Origin of the sequence: Phyllobacterium sp. SB3, from assembly GCF_040009165.1 — a bacterium.
GTDB lineage: Bacteria > Pseudomonadota > Alphaproteobacteria > Rhizobiales > Rhizobiaceae > Phyllobacterium.
The window spans coordinates 389,473-412,697 of sequence record NZ_JBDYKI010000003.1 but is presented as its reverse complement, the minus strand read 5'-3'; the positions used below and the strand labels follow the sequence as shown (position 1 = coordinate 412,697).

The following is a 23,225-nucleotide window of genomic DNA, read 5'->3' as shown; positions in this document are numbered from 1 at the left end:
GATACTGATTACCAACTTGGAACAGCCGCGCCCTTATACTTATCGAGAATGAACTGCTTGACTGAATCCGAGTGATAAGACTCGATCAATGTCTTTACCCAAGGCTTGTCTTTGTCGGCCGTGCGGACAGCGATGAGGTTGATGTAAGGAGCCTTTTCACCCTCTTTGAGAATCGTATCCTTCATTGGGTCAAGGCCAGCTTCGAGCGCATAATTCGTGTTGATAGCGGCTGCATCAACGTCATCGATTGAACGGGGCAACTGAGCAGCATCAAGTTCAACAAATTTGAAGTTCTTGGTGTTTTCTGTCACGTCGGCTGGAGTGACTTTCAGGCCAACACCGTCCTTCAGCTTGATCGCACCCTTATCGGCAAGAATGAGCAAAGCACGCCCACCATTGGTCGGATCGTTCGGAATCGCAATTGTAGCTCCGTCCGCCAACTCATCGAAACTCTTCACTTTTTTCGAATAGATGCCCATCGGGAAGTTGACCGTATAGGCCACATCAACGAGATCGAACTTGCGGTCGGCAATCTGGTTATCGAGGTATGGCTTGTGCTGGAATGAGTTTGCGTCAAGCTCACCATCATTCAGCGCCTGATTTGGAACAACATAATCCGAGAACTCCAAAATCTCGATATCCAGCCCTTTTGGCTTGGCAACTTCCGCAACCTTCTCAAGAATCTGAGCATGCTCGCCCGGTGTCACACCGATCTTGATTGTTTCCGCCAGTGCCACAGTCGCGCTAAGGCTTAACGCCAAAGCGGCAACGCCAAGTATCTTTTTCAGCATTTTATACTCCTGTTCAAGAATGATTATTTGGGTCGATTACGCTTGTCGAATTGGCGGGCCAATCGGTCGCCAGCGCTCTGGACCAATTGTACGAGGATAATGAGCACCAGCACCACGATTGCCATGACATCCGGCATGAAGCGCTGATAACCGTAGCGAATTCCAAGATCGCCCAAGCCCCCGCCTCCGATCGCGCCAACCATGGCGGCATAGCCGATCAGACTGACAATGGTAAGCGTCAGCGCCGAAGCAATGCCAGGACGAGCTTCAGCAAGCAGAACCTTGAAAACAATCTGTATCGGGCTCGCACCCATGGCACGTGCAGCTTCGGTCAAACCCGGATCAACTTCACGAATTGCAGTCTCAACCAACCGGGCAACAAAAGGTATAGTTGCAATGGTCAGGGGTACAATTGCCGCGGTTGTGCCGATGGATGTACCAGCAACGGCTCTCGTAAAAGGTATGATTGCTACGACGAGAATAATGAAAGGAGTGGAGCGCGTCGCATTCACAATTAGCCCCAACACCTTGTTTACCGAGGGAGCCGGAAAAAGCTCACCGCGTTCGCTGGTCGCAAGAAACACTCCCAGCGGAATACCGAACAATGAGCCAATCAGCCCCGCTACCGCGACCATATAAAGCGTCTGCCCGGTTGCCTTGATCAAAAGCGCCAGAATATCAGCGGACATAGCCGAGCACCTCCGATGAAAGACCATGTTCAGCGAGAAAATTGCGCGCCTGATTGATCTTGTCTGCACCTGCCAGCAGCGAGACGACAAGCATCCCGAACGGCTTGCCTGAAATTTCGTCAACCGCACCTGCCATGATATTGACCTCGATTCCGAGATCACTGCCTAGCCGCGCAAGCATGGGCTCTGTTGCGTTCTCACCTTTGAAAATAACCCGCAGGATTGTCCGCGAACCTTGCTCTGGAGTGTCCGTCATACGGCTTGTCAAAAACTCAGGCAGATGCATTCCAGCCAATCCGCCCAGAAGTGCTTGCGTCGTTTCGTGCTTATGTTCGGTAAACACGTCAAACGTCGGTCCCTGCTCAACAATACGACCACCATCAATGACGGCAACGTGATCGGCAATGGTCTTGATCACTTCCATTTCATGCGTGATCAAAAGGACGGTCAGCCCAAGATCGCGATTGATTTTCTGCAGAAGGGCCAAAATGGAACGCGTCGTTTCCGGATCGAGCGCAGATGTAGCCTCATCTGAAAGCAACAGCTTCGGCTCAGTCGCCAAGGCCCGTGCAATACCGATACGTTGCTTCTGGCCACCGGACAGTTCCGATGGATAACGGTTGCGCTTGTCGGAAAGTCCCACCAGTTCAAGCAGTGGAGTGACTCTCTTTTCTATTGTCGGCTTGTCGATCCCGGCAATTTCCAAAGGCAAAGCAATATTGTCAAAAGCTGTTCTGGACGACAGAAGATTGAAGTGCTGGAAAATCATGCCGATTGAGCGGCGCACGGAACGCAGGCTCTTTTCATCCAGACCTGCCACATCGTTTCCGTCAACCAGGATATGACCGGAGCTTGGCTTCTCCAAGCCATTCACCAGACGGATCAGCGTTGACTTACCCGCGCCTGAGCGACCGATAATACCGGTCACCGAGCCGCGTGGTACTATCAAATCCACACTTTCCAGTGCAACAACTTCCGCACCGCCGCTGCCCGCGGCAAATCGCTTGGAAACCTGTTGAAATTCCACCATTGGAGTGACGGCATGGCCGTCACTTGGTCCATTACGACTTTGTGCCGTTTTATTCATAACTGCCATATTCATTTGCGGCGCTCGCACAACCGCCCTGTTGTCTGTTTGCGACCGTCTATATAGAGCATCCGCGATTTTCGATAGACCTTGACGACAGACATGAACATTTCAGCTCGGATTGTTGATGGCAGCGATATACTGTTGTCATCAACATAGGTGAGGCGCACCGGAGCCGACACGCAATTTATTTCTCATTCTAAGCTAGAATCGAAATCATCTTCTAAAGATTCTGGCCAAACAGCTAATTTGACCGTCGACTCACTGATTTATGCTGCAGTGCGATATCGCTCAAGCCAATGAGCATATGGCGCCGGCAATATCCACGATGGCTTTTCGACGCCTAACTCCCTCGCTGCGCGATATGGCCAATGCGGCTCATCCAGCAGAGGCCGACCAAGCATTACAAGATCGACCGATCCATCGCGTAGCAGACCTTCTGCCTGTTGTGGTGTGCTGATGTACCATGAGGTCGACGCCGGTAGCCCTGTCTCCTTTTTTACTCGTGCGGCAAGCGGACCGAGGAAAGCCGGCCCCCAAGGAATATTCGCTTTGCCGGTCGAAAAGCCCATGCTCACATCGATGAAATCCAATCCATCTGCCTTCAGCAACTTTATCAATTCGATTGCTTCCGCTACTGTTTCTTCGTCCTTACCATCATACTCGATCACACCAAGACGCATGGCCAAGGGTAGGTTCTGCGGCCAAACTCCACGCACAGCTTGCAATGTTTCGCGAAGGAACCGTGTGCGGTTCTCAAAGCTGCCGCCAGACTCGTCTGTGCGTTGATTGGAATGTTTAGACAGGAAGCTCTGAGCCAAGTACCCATGCGCGAAATGCAACTCCAGCCATTCAAAGCCGCTGGCTAGTGCCCGCTTTGTGCTGTCAACGAAGGCCTGCTTGATGCGTGCAATATCTTCAATGGTCATTTCGTGCGGAACTTTTGGTAATCCACCCCCATAGGCAATTGCAGACGGTGCAATTATTTCCCAGCCACGTGCGTCATCGGCAGCAATATGATCATCACCCTCCCAAGGCCGATTTGCACTAGCCTTACGGCCTGCATGACCAATTTGTATGCCGGCAACAGCGCCAGCTGCCTTTATTGCCGCTACGGCTTTAGCAAGCTCCGCTGCCTGCTCATCATTCCATAACCCGGAACAGCCGGGGGTGATCCGCCCTTCGGGAGTGACGGCCGTTGCTTCTACCACGACGAGACCGGCACCTCCTCTGGCCAATCCTCCTAAATGAATATGGTGCCAGTCATTGATCACACCATCATTGGCCGAATACTGGCACATAGGCGATACCGCTATGCGATTGCGTAAAGTGATGTCCTTTAGTGTGAAAGGGTCAAAAAGAGTCGTCATGGGCTTTCTCCAACATTCAATTGTTCGCTTGTTCGATATTATTCGAACAATAGCAATACACAAAATTTTGTGCTAGCAGGAATTCATGAGACAGTTTGTGCACCCTTCCTCATCCGATATACGGCTTGAATCAGTTCTCCACGCTCTGAGCGATCCTGTTAGGCTTTCAATCGTGCGGCAACTTGCCAGCGAAGGTGAAGCAACATGCGCTGCGCTCGATGGGGGGCGCCCTAAATCAAGCATGTCCCATCATTTCCGAATCCTGCGGGAGTCGGGCATTGTGAAAACGCGGAACGAGGGCACATCCCATATGAATGAACTTCGCTTTGAGGATCTTGATAATGTGTTCCCTGGCCTATTGGCTGCGATACTTAATGCCGCGCCAAGGGTTTGATTCATCGAACCCCTTGATTGATCGATGTGAATTGCAATCGGATCGCCAGATGGGCATACTTACCCGTTTTAATAACTCAAACAAGGGTTAATTGTATATAAACTATACTTTATGCCATTAGTATAGAGTAATACATGCGTGATTTTGCTTTGTTGAAGCTAATGCCATCCATACTTATAGTAACTTGACTGATAAATTTGTTGCGCTTGACATCTAAATTCAATTATCTAGATTTTTCTGACCTAAAGACATTGGTAACTAATACAAAAGATGTGAAGTATTTTAACGAATACAGAACTCAAAACAGCTAAGACTGATCGATACGTTTTATCTTGCTGAGGCCCACGCGTGCGATTGTCAAACTTTCATACTTTTGACGCTGTCCGATCCATGTTCGGAATGCGCGGGAACATAAACCCCGTTGTCAAACGGCGTGTGTATGCAGAGCAGATGGATGTCGCGCTTAGGTTGGCACCTTTCACGGTGCTGGTGGCTATGTGCGTTACGTTCGTTGTCACTTACGTTTTTTGGGACATCGGGCCCCGGCCCTATCTGGCAGGACTGGCAACCATCGTAGCTCTCATGACTGCAGTTTCCCTGCTTGCTTGCTGGCAGTGGTACAATGTCCCGAAGGTCAAAGAACTTGGCTTCGATGCCATAAAATACCTCATCATCGTGTCAGCGCTTTATGGTATTTGCCTTGCAAGCATACCCCTGATGCTTTTCTTGAATGCTGATGCATATCACCGGCTGCTGATTGCCTGTACCGCCGCAGGTTTAATGGCGACCGGCATTGGTGTAGCCGTGGTGCCTCTTGCAGCCATCGCTTATTCCGGCACGATTATTACGGGCTCATTTTTCGCGCTGGCCTCGACCGGTGAAGATTTTTTCCTTTTCATAGCGATTTTACTGGCCTTCTACGCTCTCTTCATTTTGTTCACGATTGTTCACATGAGCAATCTCATAGTCATGAGAACACTCGATCAGATCAAAGTGGAGCAGCAAAAAGAAGTTATCAGCCTGCTGCTCTATGATTTTGAAGAGAATGCCAGTGACTGGATTTGGGAAACGGATGCCGATCTTAAACTACAGCATACCTCACCGCGCCTTGCTCAGATCGCCGCAAAAACCATGCGGGAGTTACAGGGCATGCCCTTCGCGCAGTTGTTCAAGATAGATCAATCACATGCCGACGCGGCTATGAAAGTTGGTTCGATCTGGCAGGCAATCGAAAACCGGACAACCTTTCGTAATCACATTTTGCCCGTGAACATCAAGGGTGAAACACGCTGGTGGTCACTGACCGGCAAAGCAATTTTCGACAATGCCGGGCAATTTGTCGGGTATCGCGGTGTAGGATCGGACGTAACAGCTGCAAAACAGTCGGATGACCAGCTGTCTTATCTGGCGCGCTATGACGTATTGACCGATTTGCCCAATCGCACCCTGTTTAACGATCAGTTGAGCGAGGCAACGAAAAATCTGGAACATGGGCTGCGTAGCTTCGCAGTGTTTTGCATCGATCTTGATGAATTTAAAACCGTAAACGACAGTTTTGGCCACGGCATTGGTGACCAGTTGTTGAAGCAGGTCGCTGATCGTCTGCGTGAAAGTTCGCCATCAACCTACACTGTCGCCCGTTTGTCCGGGGATGAATTTGCCATATTGGCAACTGGCGCCGATCAAGCTGCGGCAACCGAGCTTGCGCAGCAATTGGTACATAGTATTTCGCAGCCATTTTGGATTGACGGAATACAGATCAATATCCACATAAGCGTCGGCATTGCGATTGCCCCAACTGATAGCGTCAATGATATTATGCGCTGCGCGGATTTGGCACTTTACCGAACCAAAAATGAAGGCCGTAACAGCTACCGGTTTTACGAAGTCGAAATGGATGCACGCATCGAAGCCAAGCGTGCACTTGCGATGGATTTGCGTGGAGCGTTGGCGCGCAATGAATTCATCCTGCATTTCCAACCAATCGTTTCCGCTTCGACGCTCAAAACGGTTGGCTTTGAAACTCTTTTACGATGGAAGCATCCGGTTCATGGCTTTATCTCGCCGACGATCTTTATTCCTATTGCCGAAGAAACCGGCAACATTATTCCATTGGGAGAATGGATCATTCAGGAAGCGTGCCGCACAGCGGTTAAATGGCCCACAGATATCAATGTGGCCATCAACATATCGGCGATCCAGTTCCGTCACTCCGACCTTGCTTCCATAGTGCGGGATGCACTCACGAAGAACAAACTAAACCCAAGCAGACTGGAACTCGAAATAACAGAATCTGTGTTCCTTGAGGCAAATGTTGCTGCAATTTCATTGCTTCGACAGTTCCGCGCCATGGGCGTTAGCGTAGCGCTTGACGATTTTGGTACTGGATATTCGAGTTTGAGCTATCTGCGAAAGATGCCTTTCGACAAAATCAAAATCGATCAGTCATTTGTTCGCGACCTTCCGCACAATCGTGGCAGCTTGGCAATTATCAGAGCCGTCATGGGCTTGGGCGCAAGCATGGGCATGAAGATTACCGCTGAAGGTGTCGAGACGCGCGAACAACTTGCTTGTCTTCAAAAAGAAGGCTGCGATCAGGTGCAGGGCTTCCTTTTCAGTCCGGCCGAGCCGGTGGAGAAAACTTTCGACCTGCTTGAATTTGATCGCAAACGATATCAGGTCGCAAGCTAGAAGCGGGATCTACCCAAGGCATCACCGAGTTATAAAACCATCTCAGGCTTGCCGTTTTGACTGCTCAATCGTCTTCGGGCGATAGCTGGGTGATAGGCGTGAATCTTTTGGCCAATAAGCCAGAAAACCCTTGATCACCTCTCCGGGGATATCCAGCGGGTTATAGTGTTCCCGATCAACAAACATCAAGGATTGTTCACCGTGGCCTAGCAATCCTTGTGTATCACTATGAATTTCATGACTTAAAGTCACGAATTTCCGGTTGTGGCGGGCAATTTTGATCCGCACACTAATCTGCTCAAACTCTTTTGACTCGCGGCGGTAGTCATGAGTGAAGGAACGCGTAAGAATATAGAAGCGGGTTGTTGCGAGATCAAAGTCAGGCATACAGACATTGAAAAACAGCTCTCTCGCCTTTCCTACCCAACGCACATAATTTGCAAAATATACGTTACCGACCGAATTGGTGTCATCGTAAGTTGGCACAAGCTGCATGACGAACCACTCGCCATCAAATCCATGCGATGGTGACATCTCTTCACCATTAGCCGCAGACGTTAAAGGCGTGGATGTCATCATACGCACAGGTTGATCGACGATATCGACGGGAATTGCCTTCGAGCGCGGGCCAAACAGTTCAATAATGACAGGCAACGCACCGATCAGCCCGATGAAGGGCGATATGATCAGAAAACCCGGAATAGGCTGGATGTAACCCATGATGAAAATCAGGGATGAGCCACAGCCGATCATAAAGCTAAGCACAGGATCGAATTTGGCTTTTGCTCCCAGCGATTCACAGACGAGATTTGCTGACGCACTGACAAACAGCGTGGCGAACGGCATCATGAAATACATGAGCGAAAAATTTGCCGGCACTGCCACGTAAGAAACCCAAGTCGCACCAATCAGCAGCCAAAGCGGAGAAGATGCAATGTTGTCGGGAATGAGAGCAAGCAAAGGACTGTTGCTGCGCAGATTCTTTCCCTTCAAAAACCACGACGTTGCGCAATAGAAGCTATCGACGGTCGAAGCCAAGGCAATTGTCGTCCAAATAACGAAAGCTACTGCAAGATAAGGCTGGCCATTTTCCGCGGCAAGCACAGTAGCTGCCGAAACAGCGCCCTGCGCACTTGGTAAGCCATCTATCGAAAGAATACTGCCGATAGGCCCGACTGCCGAGGCGGTTAGCGCATTAAGAAACAGGAAGCCGAAGAACATCAAGGCTCCAACGCCGTAGGCCAAGCCAACATTTCCACCTTCACGCTTGATGGTCACAGCGCGCTGCCAATGCTGTATATCAAGCCATGGCCCAAGCAGAAAACCGATCAATGTCGGCATAATCAGACCATAGAAGCGGGCATCAAAGCTCTGCAAAGGGACACCGGGATATGTCGATGTTTTCGCAAGCCCCAGGTAAAGCACGATACCGGCGGCAACACCGACGACTGTGTAAACAATGTGCAGAAGCTTTAGTTGCTGCAAGCTGAGTGCATGGCCAATCGCACAGGCAAACAAGAGCAGAAGCGCAACGCCGAGCCCCGATCCCTCACCAACAATCGGCTGCCAGAGGTAGGCGACAAATCCGAAAATCGTTACGACCAGAGCCGCCATTTGAAATAGCAGAAAGACACCGGCGTAACGGCCTTCAATGTCCTTGATAATCTGGTCTGGGGTACGTTTGGTTCGGCCAAGGATATAGCCAAAAAGCCAAAGTCCCCCGACATTGGCTATCGCAAATCCGAAAAAGCCCAACCACCCATACGTCAGCGTGACGTGGATTGAATAAAAGAAGCCCAGCCCCCACAGCCAAGACAGGCCAATCGTCGGCGCCCACAGTAAATCCCGCACAAACTTCATGATATCCAGCTTTTCCAGAACCGGTGACCCACACACCAACGTTAATCGATGTTATTTGCTGTGATAAGTCAATGATCTGCGCCTAGCGCCAGCACTATGAAATCATACTTTTTTCAACTTGCTTAATTTGCGCGCGGCTCCACTCATTCCAAGGGCCGCAATAGCCTCCTCAAGTGTACCATCGACTTAGGCGCCAGACCAACAACATATCTCAACAGGATGATATTACACCCGAATTTTGGCTCTTGGGCTATTGCCAGCATATCAACCAGATGATCTATACCTATAGTACTGAGTAGTATCTGGAAGGAATAACCATGAACCGTAATGTGCTTTTTCTTATTATTGGTGGCCTTATTGTGCTGGTTGCTGGTTTGGGATTCTACATTTACGATAAGGAATCAAAGCCCGATGGAATAGAGCTAAAGATTGGCGAGGGTGGAGTTTCCATTCAGGAAAACTAACAGGCAACTTACAGGTTTGCGATTGCCCGCAAATCACTGACAGCACCCGTGGCAGCAGCAAGCACGGGTGCACCCTTTGTAAGACCATCGCCTTTAACCGGAAATGGATGATGCCAGCCGCCTGCCTCTTTAACGAGGCAATATCCAGCCATGCAGTCCCACGCATGCATGTAGGGTTCATAATAACCCACCAATCTACCGGCAGCTACATAGGCAAGCATCAATGCGCCGGAACCGTTGCGGATAAAATTCCCGCCAGCATCGAGTAATTTTTCCACAATACGAGCAACAGACGCAGGGCTTACGTGGTGGTTGGCACCTATTCCGGTGACTGCATTACGTATCGTCCGCGCACTATCAAGTTTCAGCGTCTTGCCATTCAATGTGGCGCCCATTCCGGCCGCAGACGAGTACAGCTCGTCATTACAAGGAACATAAATCACACCGATGGCAATCTCTTCTCCATAAAGTGCAGCGATTGAAATGCACCAGCTGGGCATACCGTTGACGAACGGGCTGGTGCCATCGATAGGATCGACCACCCATGTGTAGTCAGAAGTGCCGGAGCTGACGCCGTACTCCTCCCCAAGTATCGCATCGTCGGGAAAGCTCGCCATAATCCGGGAGCGGATAAGCTCTTCTACTTCCCGGTCTGCAATGGACACTACGTCCTGAGGGTCCGCCTTTGTCTCTACAATCAATTGCTCTCGTGCATTGAAATATTTCAGAGCCAGAGCCCCGGCTTCTGTTGCCATCTTTTGAGCCAAGGCAAGGCGTTCCTCAAGATGGGCGGCATGCGATGTCATTGTCTGTTCCCCTGATAAAACTGGTAGGTCAATTATTGATGAGTGCGATGCCACGACGATGAAATCCGATACTGACATTTGTCCCGGGTTCAAGATGCTGATCCACTGCCGGATCAACGACAAAGAGTGCGCCGGCTTCAGTTTCGACCTCATATTCCACGTGGTCGCCAAGATAGGCAGCAAATTTGATTTTGCCGGGAAATGCAGCGCTTTCGGCAGCCTGCAGGGTGATAGCATTCGGTCGTACAGCTAGTTTGGCAGGTCCTGTTCCAACGTTACCGCGCGATGGAACTCCGTGTTCAAGTTGACCAATCTGGACAGTAGCTTGCCCGCCTTCACTTCGTAACACCTCGCAGGGGACGACATTTGCTTCACCGATGAAGTCTGCAATGAAAGATGACACCGGCGCTTCATACAATTCGCGAGGAGAGCCTTGTTGAGCGACCACACCGTCCTGCATGACGATGATGCGATCGGATACAGCGAGAGCCTCTTCCTGATCGTGCGTAACATAAACAGCTGTAAAACCGAGGCGTTGTTGCAGTTCGCGGATTTCCGTTCGCACGCGGCGGCGCAACCGCGCATCGAGATTGGATAGTGGCTCATCCAGTAGCAGCACTTGCGGCTCCAGAACCAGCGCGCGGGCAACGGCAACACGCTGTTGCTGGCCACCTGAGAGTTCCGCGGGTAACCGTTGCCCATAACCAGCAAGTCCGACCTGCTTCAAGCCCTCTTCTGCCCGGTCCCTCGCCTCAACCTTTTTCATCTTCGACGATTCGAGTCCGTAAGCCACGTTCTCCAGAACCGACATATGCGGAAACAATGCATAGGACTGGAACACCATGGAAACGTCGCGCTCATTGGCTGGAAGCATTGTAACATCCTTGCCACCGATCATGATACGGCCAGCGGTTGGGTGTTCAAGGCCAGCAAGCATGCGCAGTGTGGTTGTCTTGCCGCAACCGGATGGCCCCAGAAGCGTGACCAACGTTCCGGGCTCAATGTCGAGAGATAAATCGTGGATCGCCGTGAAGGTTCCGAACTGCTTCTTCACGTTGGAGAAAACAACTGATCCTGTGAGGTTGGTTGCCATTACGCGGCCTTCTCTGGAGATGCAGATGGTGCGAAAGCGGTTGCAACGCGGTTTTCGCGACGCAATTTCCTTTCTCCCACCAGAAGCTGGAAACAGGTGATGATGACGATCATGACAACGATCAGCATGGATGAATAAGCGACGGCCACGCCGTACTCGCCATTCTCCACGAGACCGACAATGTAGGCGGTTGCCATATTGTATTCGGCGCTGACAAGAAAGATGACCGCGCTAATGGATGTGATCGCTCGAACGAATGAATAGACAAGTGCTGCAACAATTGCCGGGCGCAGCAGTGGCAGTATTACCTTGCGAATAGTCCGGAAACTGGCGGCACGCAAAGTCAGCGACGCTTCATCGAGGCTCTTGTCGAGTTGGCTCATGGCCGCAACGCCGCCTCGTACGCCTACCGGCATATTGCGGAAGACGAAACAGGCGACAAGTATCAGCGCGGTGCCAGTCATTTCCAACGGAGGCAGGTTAAATGCCATGATATAGCTAATGCCGATAACCGTACCGGGTATGGCAAAGCTCATCATCAGCGCAAACTCGAATACGTTACGGCCTACAAAGCGTTGCCTGACGATGAGATAAGCCGTCAGGAGACCGACTGCTGCCGTCAGAGGAGCCGCAATCAAAGCAATTTTGATTGTAGTCCAGAACGAATTCCAGGCGACGCCGGTCCAGGAAATTCCCCCATCAGCAAACGTAAACGAGAATGCTCGTTGATAGTGCTCGAAGGTCAGTGTGTTATCGAGGCCCCAAGTACGAACGAAGCCGCCGAAGAAGATCATTCCATAGATGACCAGCGTGAATATGATCCACGGAACAACAATCGCATGGACTCCAATCGACAAAGATTTCGGAAGAGCGATGTGGGCGCCGGAATCGCCCTTGCCAGTAACAGTCGCGAAACTCTTGCCGGAGAGCCACAAACGCTGCGCCAGAAAGGCCGACAAGGTGAAGAACAGAAGTATTATCGCGAGAACAGCGGCTCGTGACGGGTCGTTTTGCGAACCGACAACCGCAAAGAATATCTCGGTCGAGAGAACGCCGTGACTGCCGCCAAGGACAAGCGGATTACCAAAATCAGCCATGCTTTCTATGAAACCAATCAGGAAGGCATTTGCCAGACCCGGCTTCATCAATGGCAGCGAAACTTTCCAGAATGTACGCCAGCGATCGGCACGAAGGGTCTGCGAGGCCTCTTCCATAGAAGGGCTGACGCCCTCAACCACACCGATAAGGACGAGAAATGAGATCGGCGTGAAGGACAACACCTGCGCGATCCATATTCCCGTCAATCCGTACAACCAGCGGCCGGGTTCAATCCCGAAAAGGCTCGATAGCTGCTGGGTAACCACACCCGCACGGCCAAAAAGCAGGATCAGCGCGAGACCGATCACGAAGGGAGGCGTGATGATGGGCAGGATGGTCAGAAGACGAAGTCCCTTCTTGAACGGAAACCGTGTTCGCGTTGCAACCAGCGCAAAGCAGAGTCCGAGCAAGGTGGACCCGAATGCCGCCAAGATGGCCAGAAGAAGTGTACGCCAGGCAATGCCGCAGCGATTTCCGCCCACAATACAATCCAGGCTCCAGATCGAAGGATCCTGAATGTTCCGGATGAACCCTGATGGATCAAACGACCCATCGAAGCTTTGAAATGCTCCGACAAGCATGCTCCCCACCGGGTAGAATACGAAGATCGCGACGAGGAAAATCAACAGTGCGATTGATGCAACAACAAATGCATCGCCCCTGAGCACTCCCCTCTCGGCAAGTCCAAACGAAAACATCAACACGAATGAGAGCGCAACCAGACCGGCACCAGCGCCCATTGACGGTTGTCCATCGGCAAGCGGACCGAACAGATTTTCACTTATCAGCCAAGTCCAGCCGGTAAATCCGATGGCCAGTCCCTGAAGAACCAGAAAGAGAACGCCGACTGCCCCAGCAGTGACAAGAATATTTGAACGAAGCTTTGAGACTGTAAGCGTGCGGGCGAGAATTCCTGCGGCAAAAATCGCAGCAATTATTGCCAATGTCCAACGCCCATAGGCGAATATCTGAACAAGTCCGGGTGCTTCAGCTGCTCCACCGGGAAAACCGCCAATCCAGCCAAAGCCGTAAAAGCCTGTTTCAATTCTGTACCACGGCACCAGCACAAGACCCGCAAGTCCAATGCCGAGAGCAATATTCAATCTCCGGTCACTGCGTTCCATCAGGCTTTCCGCGCGCTATTGTGAGAACAGGAATGAGCATGCCCGGTAGCTTATCCGGGCATGCATTGGATCGATCAGATGATCAGTTGGCGCTGGCGCCGATTTCCTTGTCCCAGCGCTCAAGCAACTCTTTGCGCTTGGCAGGATCACCATAAGTTTTGAAATCGTAATCAATGAGTTTGATGTCTTCAAACTTTGGTGCTTCCGGTGGAACAGTTGCGGACTTGTTTGATGGCAACTGGAAGGACTTTGCATCCTTCATGTGCGACTGAACTTCAGCGCTCAAAGCCCAATCATACCACTGCTTGGCTTCATCAAGATTGCGGGCACCCTTGATGATCGACATTGATCCGATCTCGTAGCCAGTCCCCTCGCAGGGTGCGACAGCCTTGATAGGGAAACCCTCGGATATCTGCGCCACTGCATCATGCATGAATACGATACCGAGTGCAGTCTCGCCGCGCGCGGCTGCCTTGACCGGTGCCGAGCCCGACTTGGTGTACTGGGAAACATTGGCGTTGAGCTGCTTCAAATATTCATAGGCCTTGTCTTCGCCCATGATCTGAACCAGTGAAGCCAAAGCAGTATAGGCCGTGCCCGACGAGTTGGGGTTCGCCATCTGGATTTCACCTTTGTAAGCAGGATCTACCAGATCAGCCCAGCATTTAGCCTCTTTAAGGCCCTTTTTCTTGACGATGTCGGTGTTATAGCCCCAGCCGAGAGCACCCGCATAAACGCCTACTGTCTTATAGCCGGCGCTTTCAGCCTGTTTCTTGGCCCAATCCTGCAATTGGTCAAGCAGTGGTGATTTGTATTCCTGCGTCAGCCCTTCGGAAGCCGCCTGAAGATGCGGATCGCCGGTCCCTGCCCACCAGATATCGGTTTTAGGATTGCGTGCTTCAGCGCGGATTTTGGCATAGGTCTCACCTGACGAGAGCCTCACCATATTGACCGAGATGCCCTTCTCTTTCTCAAACATGCCCTTCATCAACTCACAGATGACGACATCGGCAGAGCAGATCAAATTGAGATTCCCGGCAGCCTTGGCTTCGCCCGGCAGCATCTGAAAGCCCAAAGCAAAAGCAGCGGCAATTGCGAATACTGAGCGCATGAATTTCCTCCCTGGATAATACGGCACCTCCATGCCGCACGCATTTTGCAAGCGTGTGCAAAAGTTTCACATGCCCACTCACGTTGTCAAGTAAGGAACTTGATTACATCAGATAAATTTGCATATGAATGCGATCTTGATGTACGCAAGCGCGTGCAAGACCTGTCAGGGAGACACTGATTGAGCAAGTCATTTGTCAGCGCCAATGATGTTGCGCGACACGCGGGCGTATCGCGGTCAGCAGTTTCACGTGCATTTACACCTGGCGCCAGCGTCTCGGAAGAAACCCGCAAACGTGTAATGAAGTCGGCGCAAGTGCTCGGATATCACGTCAATCAGCTTGCGCGAGGGCTTATGCGCAGCGAGAGCGGCATTGTTTGTCTCGTGGTGTCCGAGATGGATACGCCATATCGCGCAAGACTTGTTCGCGCTCTCACACGTGACCTGCAAAAAGCCGGAAAAGTTGCAATGCTCATCAACACGGATCGCTCTGACGGCGGCGTTGACTTAGCTTTGCGTCAAACGTTGAATTATCGTGCCGATGCATCGATACTGCTCTCTGGCCTTCCCGATAAAGCTATCACCAAGTTGTGCCTTGATAGCGGGCAGAGAATTGTCCTGATCAATCGTGATGACGAAATCGACGGACCTTTTCATATCAATCTCGAGGATCAACAAGCAGCCAAGATAGCGGTCAGCGCTTTTCTGCGAGCGGGCTGCCGCTCACTAGCATTTGTCAATTCGGAAGTGAGAACGCCTAGCCTGATGGCGCGCGAACGAGGATTCCTATCTGCGGCAGCCAGCTTTGGCATTGATGTCGCAACCACCCACCATGGAAATACTGTTTACGAGAGCGGCAGACGCGCGGCACACTCTCTCTTGACCGGGTTAAATCGCCCGGATGCCGTTTTCTGTGTCAACGATTTGATGGCACTTGGATTTATGGATAGCGCCAGACAGGATTTTGGCATTCGCATTCCAGAGGATTTGTGCGTCATAGGTTTTGACGATATCGAGCAGGCTGGCTGGTCGTCCTACGAGTTGACTACCTTTGCTCAACCGATCGACCAGATTGTTCAGGCAAGCTTGTTTTGGCTAAACGATACGTTGGGCAACCAGAACGTCAAATCCGTGACATTCAATGCGCCTCTCGTCTGGAGAAAGACAATTCGGGGCAATCATCAGCCTACTTGAATGAACCCCAAAGACTGACTCTTCCACGTCCGTTTCGCTTTGACTCGTAAAGGGCGGTATCCGCCAGATTCAAAAGATCGTCTGGTCCTGCAATAGTCGGACTGTTATCTTCATTTAGTATCGCTACACCTATGCTTACAGATACCAGCCCACTTGGACTGGCTTCATGCATAAGCTTCATTGCGGCGACAGAATTGAGCATTTGCTCTGCTGTTTTCATCGCATCGTCCCGGGAAACGACAGATAAAAGTGCTGCAAACTCCTCACCGCCAAAACGGGCAAGGGATCCTCCCGTCTGTTTTATGACCTTGTTCAGGGCACGGCCAACCTGCACGAGACAATTATCACCTGCAAGATGCCCGTAAAAATCATTGTAGGTTTTAAAATGGTCGATATCGACCATTATCACCGCAAGGCTTTTGCGGATTTCGTGAGCTTCTCCAAATGTTTGCCTCAGAAGATGGCTGAATTTTCGCCTGTTAGGCAGATTGGTTAGATGATCCCGCTCCGAAAGGTTTTTCAGCTTGCGGTTTGCAGTTAAAAGCTTCTCTTCAAGCTTTAATCGCTGGTCAACGGTACTGGAAAGCTGCTCTTCAATACGCTTTTGCATACTGATATCGACACTGGTTGCCAGTAGGCGTACCGGAGCGCCATCAGGTCCGTATTCAACAATCTTGCCTCGGCTCAGAATCCATGTGTCGCCGCCATCAGGTCGTTTTATGCGGTAAATTGCTTCGAAAAGCGGATTTCTGCCACTCAAAGCATTATCGAATGCTTGCAGGGTATGTGCTCTGTCATCGGGGTGAAGAATATCCCAGGCCACACTTGGTTTTTCAACAGCATTGGGATCAAGCCCCAGCAAGACGCGATACTGCGGCGAACGCCACACCTGATTGGCTGGTATGTTGAGATCCCATATCCATTGACCAGCATTCTCAAGGGCATAAGCTGTTCGTTGTTCAGTTTCCTGTAGTCTGCGAGTTGCCCGATGCAACTCGGTAATATTGGTATAGGCAACCGAAATTCCTGCGAACTGACCGAGATCATTCACGACAGCAGCGGCAGAAACCATGAAGTTTTCGTCGCCTACCTCAACTTCGCCATCGGGGACGATTTTACCATCCCGTGCAGCTAATAATGCCATGTGCAGCAACGGCGCGTGGCGTGGAAAAATGTCTTCGATTTTACAGCCGACAGCCTTGTCGTTATCTATGCCAAGCAACCGGGACAATTGATCATTGATTGTAACGACCGCACCATCCTGATTGAGGTAGCAAAGCCCGACCGGCACCTTGTCATAAACTGCCTCAATCTGCAGTAAACGATCATCTCCACGCTCATTCGATGTGTTGAACGGTGATTTCCGCGACTTGCTGATTGGCATGACCCTAATTCCGCTTTGCAATCCACATTGCCGATGGATGAAAGAGACAGTCAAGAAGAATACTATCTGTCGAGGTTAATGATTTGTCATGAACCTGATAAGCTTGATTGCGATGAGGTATATGCAAGTCAATCGTCGGGATTGCTTCGAATCTTGTTGAAGCGCTTTACAATCCGATCGCGTCTTAGTTTGGATAATCGGTAAATCCAGAATATCCCATCAAGCTGATCGATTTCATGCTGCAGACAAATCGACAATAAGCCATCGGCATCCAGTGTGTTCTCACGGCCGGACAGGTCCTGATAGCGTATCCGCACCGAGGCGGGTCGCTCGATAGAATCTGTAACGCCCGGCATTGATATGCTACCCTCGTCATGACGCGCGGTTTCGCTGGATGAGCATTCCACGACGGGATTCACATAGATTGACGGTGCCACACTCCCGGGAAGTTCTATTGCAATGACACGCTTAAGTTCTCCAATATGAGGTGCAGCGATACCAATTCCTGGAGCAGCCCTCATCGTATCCACCAGATCATCTGCCAAAGCCAGCAAATTGCCGTCAAACTTTTCCACTGGCCGAGCGATTGCTTTCAAACCGGCATCGGGAAACATCAGAATCGTTCTTTTTGTCAACGCAGTTCTCCGGTAGGCAGACAGGCAAGGTATGCGCGGAATAAAGCCACCAGCTGCCTTAAAGCAAGGACTGAAAGGAAGCTCGCTTTACAAGGTGGACGGGGAGCGATAATCGACAATATCTTATGTTGCCGCTAACACAGATCGAGCGGCACGACGAGGCTGATGGATGCCGGACAGCAAAAATATAGTGAAACCGCAAGTGTTACCCAAAGGCGCGTTAGGAATGACGCTGCTGGTCTTGGCAACTACCATCGTTTCCTTCGTCGTCATGATGGGAATAACCGGCATCTCGCCGACAAAAGCGGTTACGCAGGTCATTATCGGCGCTAATGCCATATCGATATTGATTTTGATCTATCTGTCCTATGCGACCTTGAGAAAACTGATCTTCTTCAAAAGCAAGGAGAAGAACCGTGACCTGCACACAAGCATAACCATCATCTTCGCCCTTATTGCCTCGATCCCTTCAATCATCGTTGCGTGTTTTTCACTCATTGTTCTGGATAATCGCCTGAATTCCTGGATCAATCCTGAGAATAATCAGATTATCGATATGTCGATCAAGGCGGCTCAATCTTACACGGAAGACAATGCCCAGAGCCTTTTATCAACAACGCTGTCGATGGTCATCGAGCTTGACCAGCGGAGACTTCTCTACAATCTCGACAGAAGTGCATTCTCGGACTGGCTGACATATGACGCTGATCGAAATAACCTTTTGGGTGCGTCTCTCGTTAAATCCGATGGAGAAGTTGTCGTCAGCGCACGACTGTTCAATGACCTGACATTGCCGGCAGCTCCCCTCAAAGCAATAAGCGGCGCCGCTGGCGATCGTCCTGTGTTGATTCCACCCGGTTCGACCAACCTTGTTGGCGCTGTCATCAAAACTCAGGCACTACCTGGCCTATACCTTTATACGATACGCTCCGTTGACGCTTCGGCGCTCAATAATATGCGTATTATGACGGACAATAATACCGAGTATAAGTCACTTGCCAGCAATCGTTCCAATACGCAGATCGCCTACGCTCTGCTCTATACAGAACTGACACTCTTGCTTTTATTGACAGCGGTCTGGACCGGCATTGCAGTTGCCAACCGGGTCGTGCAGCCAATCCGTGTGCTCATTGGCGCTGCCGAAGAGGTAGCGACGGGCAACTTTGACGTCTCCGTCCCTGTTAAAGGCTCTGATGGCGACATTGGAGCGTTGTCGCAGACATTCAACAACATGGTTGGACAGCTGAAAACCCAACATGATGACCTCACCTCTGCGAAAGATGAAATCGACGAGCGAAGGCGCTTCACCGAGGCTGTACTCTCGGGTGTCACAGCCGGTGTCATCAGTGTAAATTCAAACGGCGAGATTGCTGGATTAAACCGGCCCGCTGAAAACATGCTTGACATTGATGTAGGCCAAACGCTCGGCAAACATCTGACGACCGTATTTCCGGAAATCAGCGAGATTTTTGCTCTTGCCAACGCAAATGACAGGTCCTCGAGCCGGAAGCAGATCAGTATCACCCGCAAGGGTGTTGCACGCTCTCTCAATGTTCAAATAACCCGTGAAAATGCTGATGCTAGAAACACTTCTTATGTCGTAACCGTCGACGATATCACGGACCTCGTAGCCGCACATAGATCCTCCGCGTGGGCAGATGTCGCCCGCCGGATTGCACACGAAATCAAGAACCCGCTAACCCCCATCCAACTGTCAGCCGAACGCATTCGGCGTCGCTATGGCAAAGTTATCGTTGAAGACCGTGCGATATTTGACCAATGCACCGACACCATCATCCGTCAGGTTGGTGATATTGGACGTATGGTCGATGAGTTCTCAGATTTTGCACGAATGCCGAAACCCCAATTCACGACCACCAATGTGGTTGATGTACTTAAAGACGCGTCATTTCTCGTTGAAATCAGTAACAACCGCATCACGTTCGAACACGACTTCGGCGATGAACCACTTTTGGGTAATTTCGACAATCGCTTACTTGGCCAAGCCTTTGGCAACATTATCAAGAATGCGTCTGAATCAATCGATGGCGTGCTCGAACAGGGCGTAATTGATCAAGGGCATATCCTTGTTCGTGCAACGGGCTCGGGCTCTTCAATCGTTGTCGAAGTATTGGATAACGGGAAAGGACTGCCTGCCGAAAACCGGCATCAATTGCTTGAGCCCTACGTTACGACCAGAGAAAAGGGTACCGGGCTTGGCCTGGCTATCGTCAACAAGATCATCGAAGACCATGGTGGCCGTCTGGAAATGCTCGATGCACCAGCAACCTTTTATGGCGGGCGCGGTGCATTGATGCGAATGGTCTTTCCGAGACTGGTAGAAACATCTGCAGCCTGACCTTCGCATCAAGATCTCTCATATCGCACATCAAAATGTGATGACACATGGGAGCAGCGAAAATTGAACAACACTCGTTAAATTGCTATAGTTGGTTTCTCTGGTAGCCGCAGCGCGAAAGCAATAGGTACAGCCGGACAGAGGACAGGATCACGATATCGACCAACGACATTGGTGCCAGCCAAGATAGTCCCGTGATCGTTGAGAACGCACTGGTTTTAATCAGTTACGCTCAGGAGGAGTCGATATGATGCGACACACAAAACAAAACGGTGATATTTCTAATTGGATGACCTGCTCAATGATTTTGTTCGGCACTCTGGCGGTGACGGCCATTCTGTTTGCTGTCTAGATCAGCGTGAGGAATTTCATTCTGCACAAAGCAGCGCTGTAATCTGCGGCTTGCTCGTGCGCGAGTTTGGTGACCTAGCCTGCTAATGAGATTTCCGCTTTAACTGCATCACTTGGTAGTTTGTCTGCGTGATTGCGATATCGAGAGTTTTTGCAATTTCCAGCAAGCTTGTAAGCAGCGCCAATTCCAGCAGAGCAGTTAGCTCCGTTCTGGTGTGCTCCAATACGGCCAATTCTTCTTCCACGCTGGGTGCTACTTTGCTCATTGCATTTATCGCCTTCACCTCTGAAGACAGCTAACACCAGCGAGACACGAATGTATCTTAGCCTTTGGTCGTATAGGCGGTAAGAAATACTTCCACCAAACGTAACTTTATGTTTTTGAACAGAAAAGTCAGAATTAATTCTGAGAAAATTACAAAGTTTTCGTGTCAACCGTGGCAGACTCGCTTCGATCGGCGGATCGGCCAAAACACCGGCCTCTATTTTGTGATTCGCGATGGAGGCAACTTCGAGAAAACCTTGAAAGTTCGATCCACGCAACTGGTTGCTTCGGAAGACTGTGTAAAAACAAAAGGCCCAGCGATTTCTCGCCAAGCCTTTGAAAAGAATGGTGGGCCCGGGAGGACTTGAACCCCCAACCAAGCGGTTATGAGCCGCCGGCTCTAACCAATTGAGCTACAGGCCCCACCTGAGGCAGCTTTGCGCCAAGGCGCAAGCCGTGCGAGGATCAATAACGGGAAAAATCCCGAATGCAATCCCCAGACTAACCAAACAGTTTGATTACCTCAACTTTTTGCCAAAGAAGCGTCCGCTCGAACCGTTTCATCGTCAGCCATGTTTAGCAACTGTCTGGCACTCTCCTCGTCCGTGATGAATACGGTTGGCCGGATAAGTTTCATGGCACCGTAGAGCGCGTTGACTTTTTCCCGCCCGCCCGACGTTAGAACACGTACAGGAACCCTTTGGATTGTGTCGATGCCAACCGACATGACGAGGTCATGAACCGGGTGGTCGACGAGGTTCCCCTGCTTGTCGTAAAAATGGAAAAGAAGATCGCCAACGGCTCCCCTTTCCGCCAAGGATGCCTGATGCCCCTCATTGAGAAACCCGATGCGGTATGGCGTGCTTGAAGCGGTTTCAATTGCGCCGACGCTGAGCAGCACCATGTCCAGATCTTCGGCCATTTCAAAGACGCTTTTTAACCCGCATCGCTCGATCAACGCCGTTCTGGTCTCGATGCTGTCTACCATTGCCGGAGCAGGAATAAGATACCCCTCCCCTTGAAAGAGTTGGGCGAACTGCCAGGCGAATTCAGCTGGATTGAAACGCCGCGGCTGGCTGATTCCGCCCAAAAGCGAAATAACAGTGAAGTCTTCAAGTGCTCGAGCCTCAAGAAACGAAAGAGTGCTGAGTAGCGTGCGCCCCCAGCCGACGCCGACGCGCATACCATTGCTTACAACATCTGACAGATAAGCACCGGTCGCAGCACTAATGGCTGGTATTGGATCGCTATCCGGCTGTGATAACGGCGCAATAATCACCTTATCCAAGCCGAACTGCTGCTCGACCTGGCGCTCCAATGCAATCAGATCGGAAAGATAGCCTTGAATACCGATCTTGACTTCGTTGCGTGCCCGCGCTTCTGCCAGCATCCGCACAATCGTTACTCGCCCGACCCCAAGCACCTCGGCAATCTCGTTTTGAGTCATCTGTTCAATGTAATACATCCAGGCGGCGCGCATGCGCATCCGACTGATTTTTGTATCGGGTTGGCCAACATCCAATGCAGCTTTTTTTGGGCTGCCAGCGGCACCATTCGGTCGCTTGCGTCGATCGGTCAATCGTTTCCCCCCTATGCCTGCGCATACAGACAAATCGCCTGCATGATTAACATTATACAACTCCACTAGAATGTTATTTAGCAAGCCAAGAAAAAAAGATACAAAGCCTTATCCACTTTCCTGCACGAGGCCACGAATATGCCAAGGGACATCCCAAACGACATCATCGTCAGTCTGAAAGACAGGCTTCGAGACGTACGTCATCTCATCAGAGCCAGCCGGCACAATGCGGCATTGACACCTAGGGAACTGCCGGAGTTCATGCTCGATAAGGTCGCGCGGGCAATGGATAAAGCGCTGACTACGGTGGAAACAGTCTCCATTTCGCTTATTTCGCAGAATCCTGCTGTGCATTCCGGACCACCCGAGGCTCGTAGTCTGGCTGTATATTTTTCTGAAGATCGCGATGCAGGCGAAGCGCTTTTTTGCCGCGACACCTATTACCTGACAAAATACCTTCTCAGCGAGCTTCAAGAGCCAAATCCGGTTGTTCATGAGGCGAGCTTTGCGGCTGTTCACGCTACGATGATTCGCCGCCATGCAGTCCTGCTCGCAGCAACGAGAAGTGGCAAGCAAAAGAATATCGGCAAGGCGTGTGCGGCTTTGGCCATCGAACTGGACGCACATTACCGTAGCACGGCATCATTTGCCCCGCTGGCAGCGGATCGGACAAAGACCTTGCTGCAGTTCTCGGCAATTGCGCTCGCAATGGGACTGGCAACCTATTCAAATCACGAGCCGGTTGGCGAGAAATTGGTGGAAACTGCTTTATTGGCGTTGCAGGCACGTCCGGAAAAGTTTGAGCAGGCGGTTACAGGTCGGGACAATCTTCATACATTGTCGGACCTGTTTGCCTTTCTGATACCGCATCTGCCTTAGG

General features: G+C 50.9%; 19 protein-coding genes and 1 tRNA gene. 6 read left to right on the top strand and 14 right to left on the bottom strand.

Annotated features, from left to right (window positions below; all coding sequences use genetic code 11):
- Positions 1-8: 8 nt before the first annotated feature.
- From ABKW30_RS13160 to ABKW30_RS13145, 4 genes are all read right to left on the bottom strand, one after another.
- Positions 9-788, bottom strand: a complete 780-nt coding sequence (locus tag ABKW30_RS13160; protein ID WP_348599791.1) for a MetQ/NlpA family ABC transporter substrate-binding protein — start codon at positions 786-788, stop codon at positions 9-11.
- A 26-nt stretch (positions 789-814) separates the two neighbouring features.
- Positions 815-1,480, bottom strand: coding sequence for a methionine ABC transporter permease (locus ABKW30_RS13155; protein ID WP_348599377.1), 666 nt, complete (start codon positions 1,478-1,480; stop codon positions 815-817).
- Complete coding sequence (locus ABKW30_RS13150) at positions 1,470-2,510, bottom strand: methionine ABC transporter ATP-binding protein (RefSeq protein ID WP_348599790.1); 1,041 nt, start codon at positions 2,508-2,510, stop codon at positions 1,470-1,472. Before ABKW30_RS13150 ends, ABKW30_RS13155 begins: the two co-directional genes overlap by 11 nt.
- A gap of 326 nt (positions 2,511-2,836) precedes the next feature.
- Positions 2,837-3,937, bottom strand: coding sequence for an NADH:flavin oxidoreductase/NADH oxidase (locus ABKW30_RS13145; RefSeq protein WP_348599376.1), 1,101 nt, complete (start codon positions 3,935-3,937; stop codon positions 2,837-2,839).
- Positions 3,938-4,022: 85 nt separating this feature from the next.
- On the opposite strand from ABKW30_RS13145, the gene ABKW30_RS13140 reads away from it, so the two are divergent.
- Together ABKW30_RS13140 and ABKW30_RS13135 are read left to right on the top strand one after the other, a co-directional pair.
- Positions 4,023-4,331: a helix-turn-helix domain-containing protein gene (locus ABKW30_RS13140; RefSeq protein ID WP_348599375.1), complete on the top strand. Its 309-nt coding sequence runs from the start codon at positions 4,023-4,025 to the stop codon at positions 4,329-4,331.
- A 450-nt stretch (positions 4,332-4,781) separates the two neighbouring features.
- The gene (locus ABKW30_RS13135) at positions 4,782-7,022 is read left to right on the top strand and encodes an EAL domain-containing protein (protein WP_348599374.1); all 2,241 of its coding nucleotides are present in this window, start codon (positions 4,782-4,784) and stop codon (positions 7,020-7,022) included.
- A gap of 42 nt (positions 7,023-7,064) precedes the next feature.
- Here ABKW30_RS13135 and ABKW30_RS13130 read toward each other — a convergent pair whose 3' ends face one another.
- On the bottom strand, positions 7,065-8,882 hold the full coding sequence (locus ABKW30_RS13130) for a thioesterase family protein (protein ID WP_348599373.1): 1,818 nt from the start codon (positions 8,880-8,882) through the stop codon (positions 7,065-7,067).
- 317 nt (positions 8,883-9,199) lie between these two features.
- Here ABKW30_RS13130 and ABKW30_RS13125 point away from each other — a divergent pair, with 317 nt between their 5' ends.
- The gene (locus tag ABKW30_RS13125; RefSeq protein ID WP_348599372.1) at positions 9,200-9,346 is read left to right on the top strand and encodes a hypothetical protein; all 147 of its coding nucleotides are present in this window, start codon (positions 9,200-9,202) and stop codon (positions 9,344-9,346) included.
- An 8-nt stretch (positions 9,347-9,354) separates the two neighbouring features.
- On the opposite strand, the gene ABKW30_RS13120 is transcribed toward ABKW30_RS13125, so the two are convergent.
- The 4 genes from ABKW30_RS13120 to ABKW30_RS13105 all read right to left on the bottom strand — a co-directional run bounded on the left by ABKW30_RS13120 (position 9,355) and on the right by ABKW30_RS13105 (position 14,578).
- Positions 9,355-10,152, bottom strand: coding sequence for an inositol monophosphatase family protein (locus ABKW30_RS13120; RefSeq protein WP_348599371.1), 798 nt, complete (start codon positions 10,150-10,152; stop codon positions 9,355-9,357).
- Positions 10,153-10,180: 28 nt separating this feature from the next.
- Positions 10,181-11,245 (bottom strand): ABC transporter ATP-binding protein, encoded by a 1,065-nt coding sequence (locus ABKW30_RS13115; RefSeq protein WP_348599370.1) that lies wholly within the window; start codon positions 11,243-11,245, stop codon positions 10,181-10,183.
- Positions 11,245-13,467 carry an iron ABC transporter permease gene (locus ABKW30_RS13110; RefSeq protein ID WP_348599369.1) on the bottom strand — a complete coding sequence of 741 codons (2,223 nt, stop codon included), beginning with the start codon at positions 13,465-13,467 and terminating at the stop codon, positions 11,245-11,247. The genes ABKW30_RS13115 and ABKW30_RS13110 overlap by 1 nt, the downstream gene beginning before the upstream one ends.
- An 82-nt stretch (positions 13,468-13,549) precedes the next feature.
- Complete coding sequence (locus ABKW30_RS13105; RefSeq protein ID WP_348599368.1) at positions 13,550-14,578, bottom strand: ABC transporter substrate-binding protein; 1,029 nt, start codon at positions 14,576-14,578, stop codon at positions 13,550-13,552.
- A 180-nt stretch (positions 14,579-14,758) separates the two neighbouring features.
- Here ABKW30_RS13105 and ABKW30_RS13100 point away from each other — a divergent pair, with 180 nt between their 5' ends.
- On the top strand, positions 14,759-15,772 hold the full coding sequence (locus ABKW30_RS13100) for a substrate-binding domain-containing protein (RefSeq protein WP_348599367.1): 1,014 nt from the start codon (positions 14,759-14,761) through the stop codon (positions 15,770-15,772).
- Here ABKW30_RS13100 and ABKW30_RS13095 read toward each other — a convergent pair.
- Both ABKW30_RS13095 and ABKW30_RS13090 read right to left on the bottom strand, forming a co-directional pair.
- On the bottom strand, positions 15,765-17,156 hold the full coding sequence (locus ABKW30_RS13095) for a diguanylate cyclase (protein WP_348599366.1): 1,392 nt from the start codon (positions 17,154-17,156) through the stop codon (positions 15,765-15,767). The two genes, ABKW30_RS13100 and ABKW30_RS13095, sit on opposite strands and share 8 nt — an antisense overlap.
- Positions 17,157-17,284: 128 nt before the next feature.
- Positions 17,285-17,791 (bottom strand): peptide deformylase, encoded by a 507-nt coding sequence (locus ABKW30_RS13090; RefSeq protein WP_348599365.1) that lies wholly within the window; start codon positions 17,789-17,791, stop codon positions 17,285-17,287.
- Positions 17,792-18,017: 226 nt separating this feature from the next.
- On the opposite strand from ABKW30_RS13090, the gene ABKW30_RS13085 reads away from it, so the two are divergent.
- Positions 18,018-20,150 (top strand): PAS domain-containing sensor histidine kinase, encoded by a 2,133-nt coding sequence (locus ABKW30_RS13085; RefSeq protein WP_348599364.1) that lies wholly within the window; start codon positions 18,018-18,020, stop codon positions 20,148-20,150.
- Positions 20,151-20,584: 434 nt separating this feature from the next.
- On the opposite strand, the gene ABKW30_RS13080 is transcribed toward ABKW30_RS13085, so the two are convergent.
- The 3 genes from ABKW30_RS13080 to ABKW30_RS13070 form a co-directional block, all read right to left on the bottom strand.
- Entirely contained in the window at positions 20,585-20,767 is a 183-nt protein-coding gene (locus tag ABKW30_RS13080; RefSeq protein WP_348599363.1) for a hypothetical protein, read from the bottom strand.
- A gap of 345 nt (positions 20,768-21,112) precedes the next feature.
- Positions 21,113-21,189: transfer RNA gene (locus tag ABKW30_RS13075), tRNA-Ile, on the bottom strand.
- Positions 21,190-21,289: 100 nt separating this feature from the next.
- Positions 21,290-22,288 carry a sugar-binding transcriptional regulator gene (locus tag ABKW30_RS13070; protein ID WP_348599789.1) on the bottom strand — a complete coding sequence of 333 codons (999 nt, stop codon included), beginning with the start codon at positions 22,286-22,288 and terminating at the stop codon, positions 21,290-21,292.
- A 195-nt stretch (positions 22,289-22,483) separates the two neighbouring features.
- Between ABKW30_RS13070 and ABKW30_RS13065 the strand changes: the two genes are divergently transcribed.
- Positions 22,484-23,224: a hypothetical protein gene (locus tag ABKW30_RS13065; RefSeq protein ID WP_348599362.1), complete on the top strand. Its 741-nt coding sequence runs from the start codon at positions 22,484-22,486 to the stop codon at positions 23,222-23,224.
- The last annotated feature ends 1 nt before the right edge of the window (position 23,225 follow it).

Coding starts and splice junctions, on each gene's coding strand:
- ABKW30_RS13135 (WP_348599374.1), top strand. CDS start 4,782: ATGGATGTCGCGCTTAGGTTGGCACCTTTCACGGTGCTGGTGGCTATG.
- ABKW30_RS13130 (WP_348599373.1), bottom strand. CDS start 8,882: ATGAAGTTTGTGCGGGATTTACTGTGGGCGCCGACGATTGGCCTGTCT.
- ABKW30_RS13065 (WP_348599362.1), top strand. CDS start 22,484: ATGCCAAGGGACATCCCAAACGACATCATCGTCAGTCTGAAAGACAGG.
- ABKW30_RS13125 (WP_348599372.1), top strand. CDS start 9,200: ATGAACCGTAATGTGCTTTTTCTTATTATTGGTGGCCTTATTGTGCTG.
- ABKW30_RS13140 (WP_348599375.1), top strand. CDS start 4,023: ATGAGACAGTTTGTGCACCCTTCCTCATCCGATATACGGCTTGAATCA.
- ABKW30_RS13150 (WP_348599790.1), bottom strand. CDS start 2,510: ATGGTGGAATTTCAACAGGTTTCCAAGCGATTTGCCGCGGGCAGCGGC.
- ABKW30_RS13105 (WP_348599368.1), bottom strand. CDS start 14,578: ATGCGCTCAGTATTCGCAATTGCCGCTGCTTTTGCTTTGGGCTTTCAG.
- ABKW30_RS13120 (WP_348599371.1), bottom strand. CDS start 10,152: ATGACATCGCATGCCGCCCATCTTGAGGAACGCCTTGCCTTGGCTCAA.
- ABKW30_RS13115 (WP_348599370.1), bottom strand. CDS start 11,245: ATGGCAACCAACCTCACAGGATCAGTTGTTTTCTCCAACGTGAAGAAG.
- ABKW30_RS13155 (WP_348599377.1), bottom strand. CDS start 1,480: ATGTCCGCTGATATTCTGGCGCTTTTGATCAAGGCAACCGGGCAGACG.
- ABKW30_RS13145 (WP_348599376.1), bottom strand. CDS start 3,937: ATGACGACTCTTTTTGACCCTTTCACACTAAAGGACATCACTTTACGC.
- ABKW30_RS13085 (WP_348599364.1), top strand. CDS start 18,018: ATGACGCTGCTGGTCTTGGCAACTACCATCGTTTCCTTCGTCGTCATG.
- ABKW30_RS13080 (WP_348599363.1), bottom strand. CDS start 20,767: ATGAGCAAAGTAGCACCCAGCGTGGAAGAAGAATTGGCCGTATTGGAG.
- ABKW30_RS13110 (WP_348599369.1), bottom strand. CDS start 13,467: ATGGAACGCAGTGACCGGAGATTGAATATTGCTCTCGGCATTGGACTT.
- ABKW30_RS13095 (WP_348599366.1), bottom strand. CDS start 17,156: ATGCCAATCAGCAAGTCGCGGAAATCACCGTTCAACACATCGAATGAG.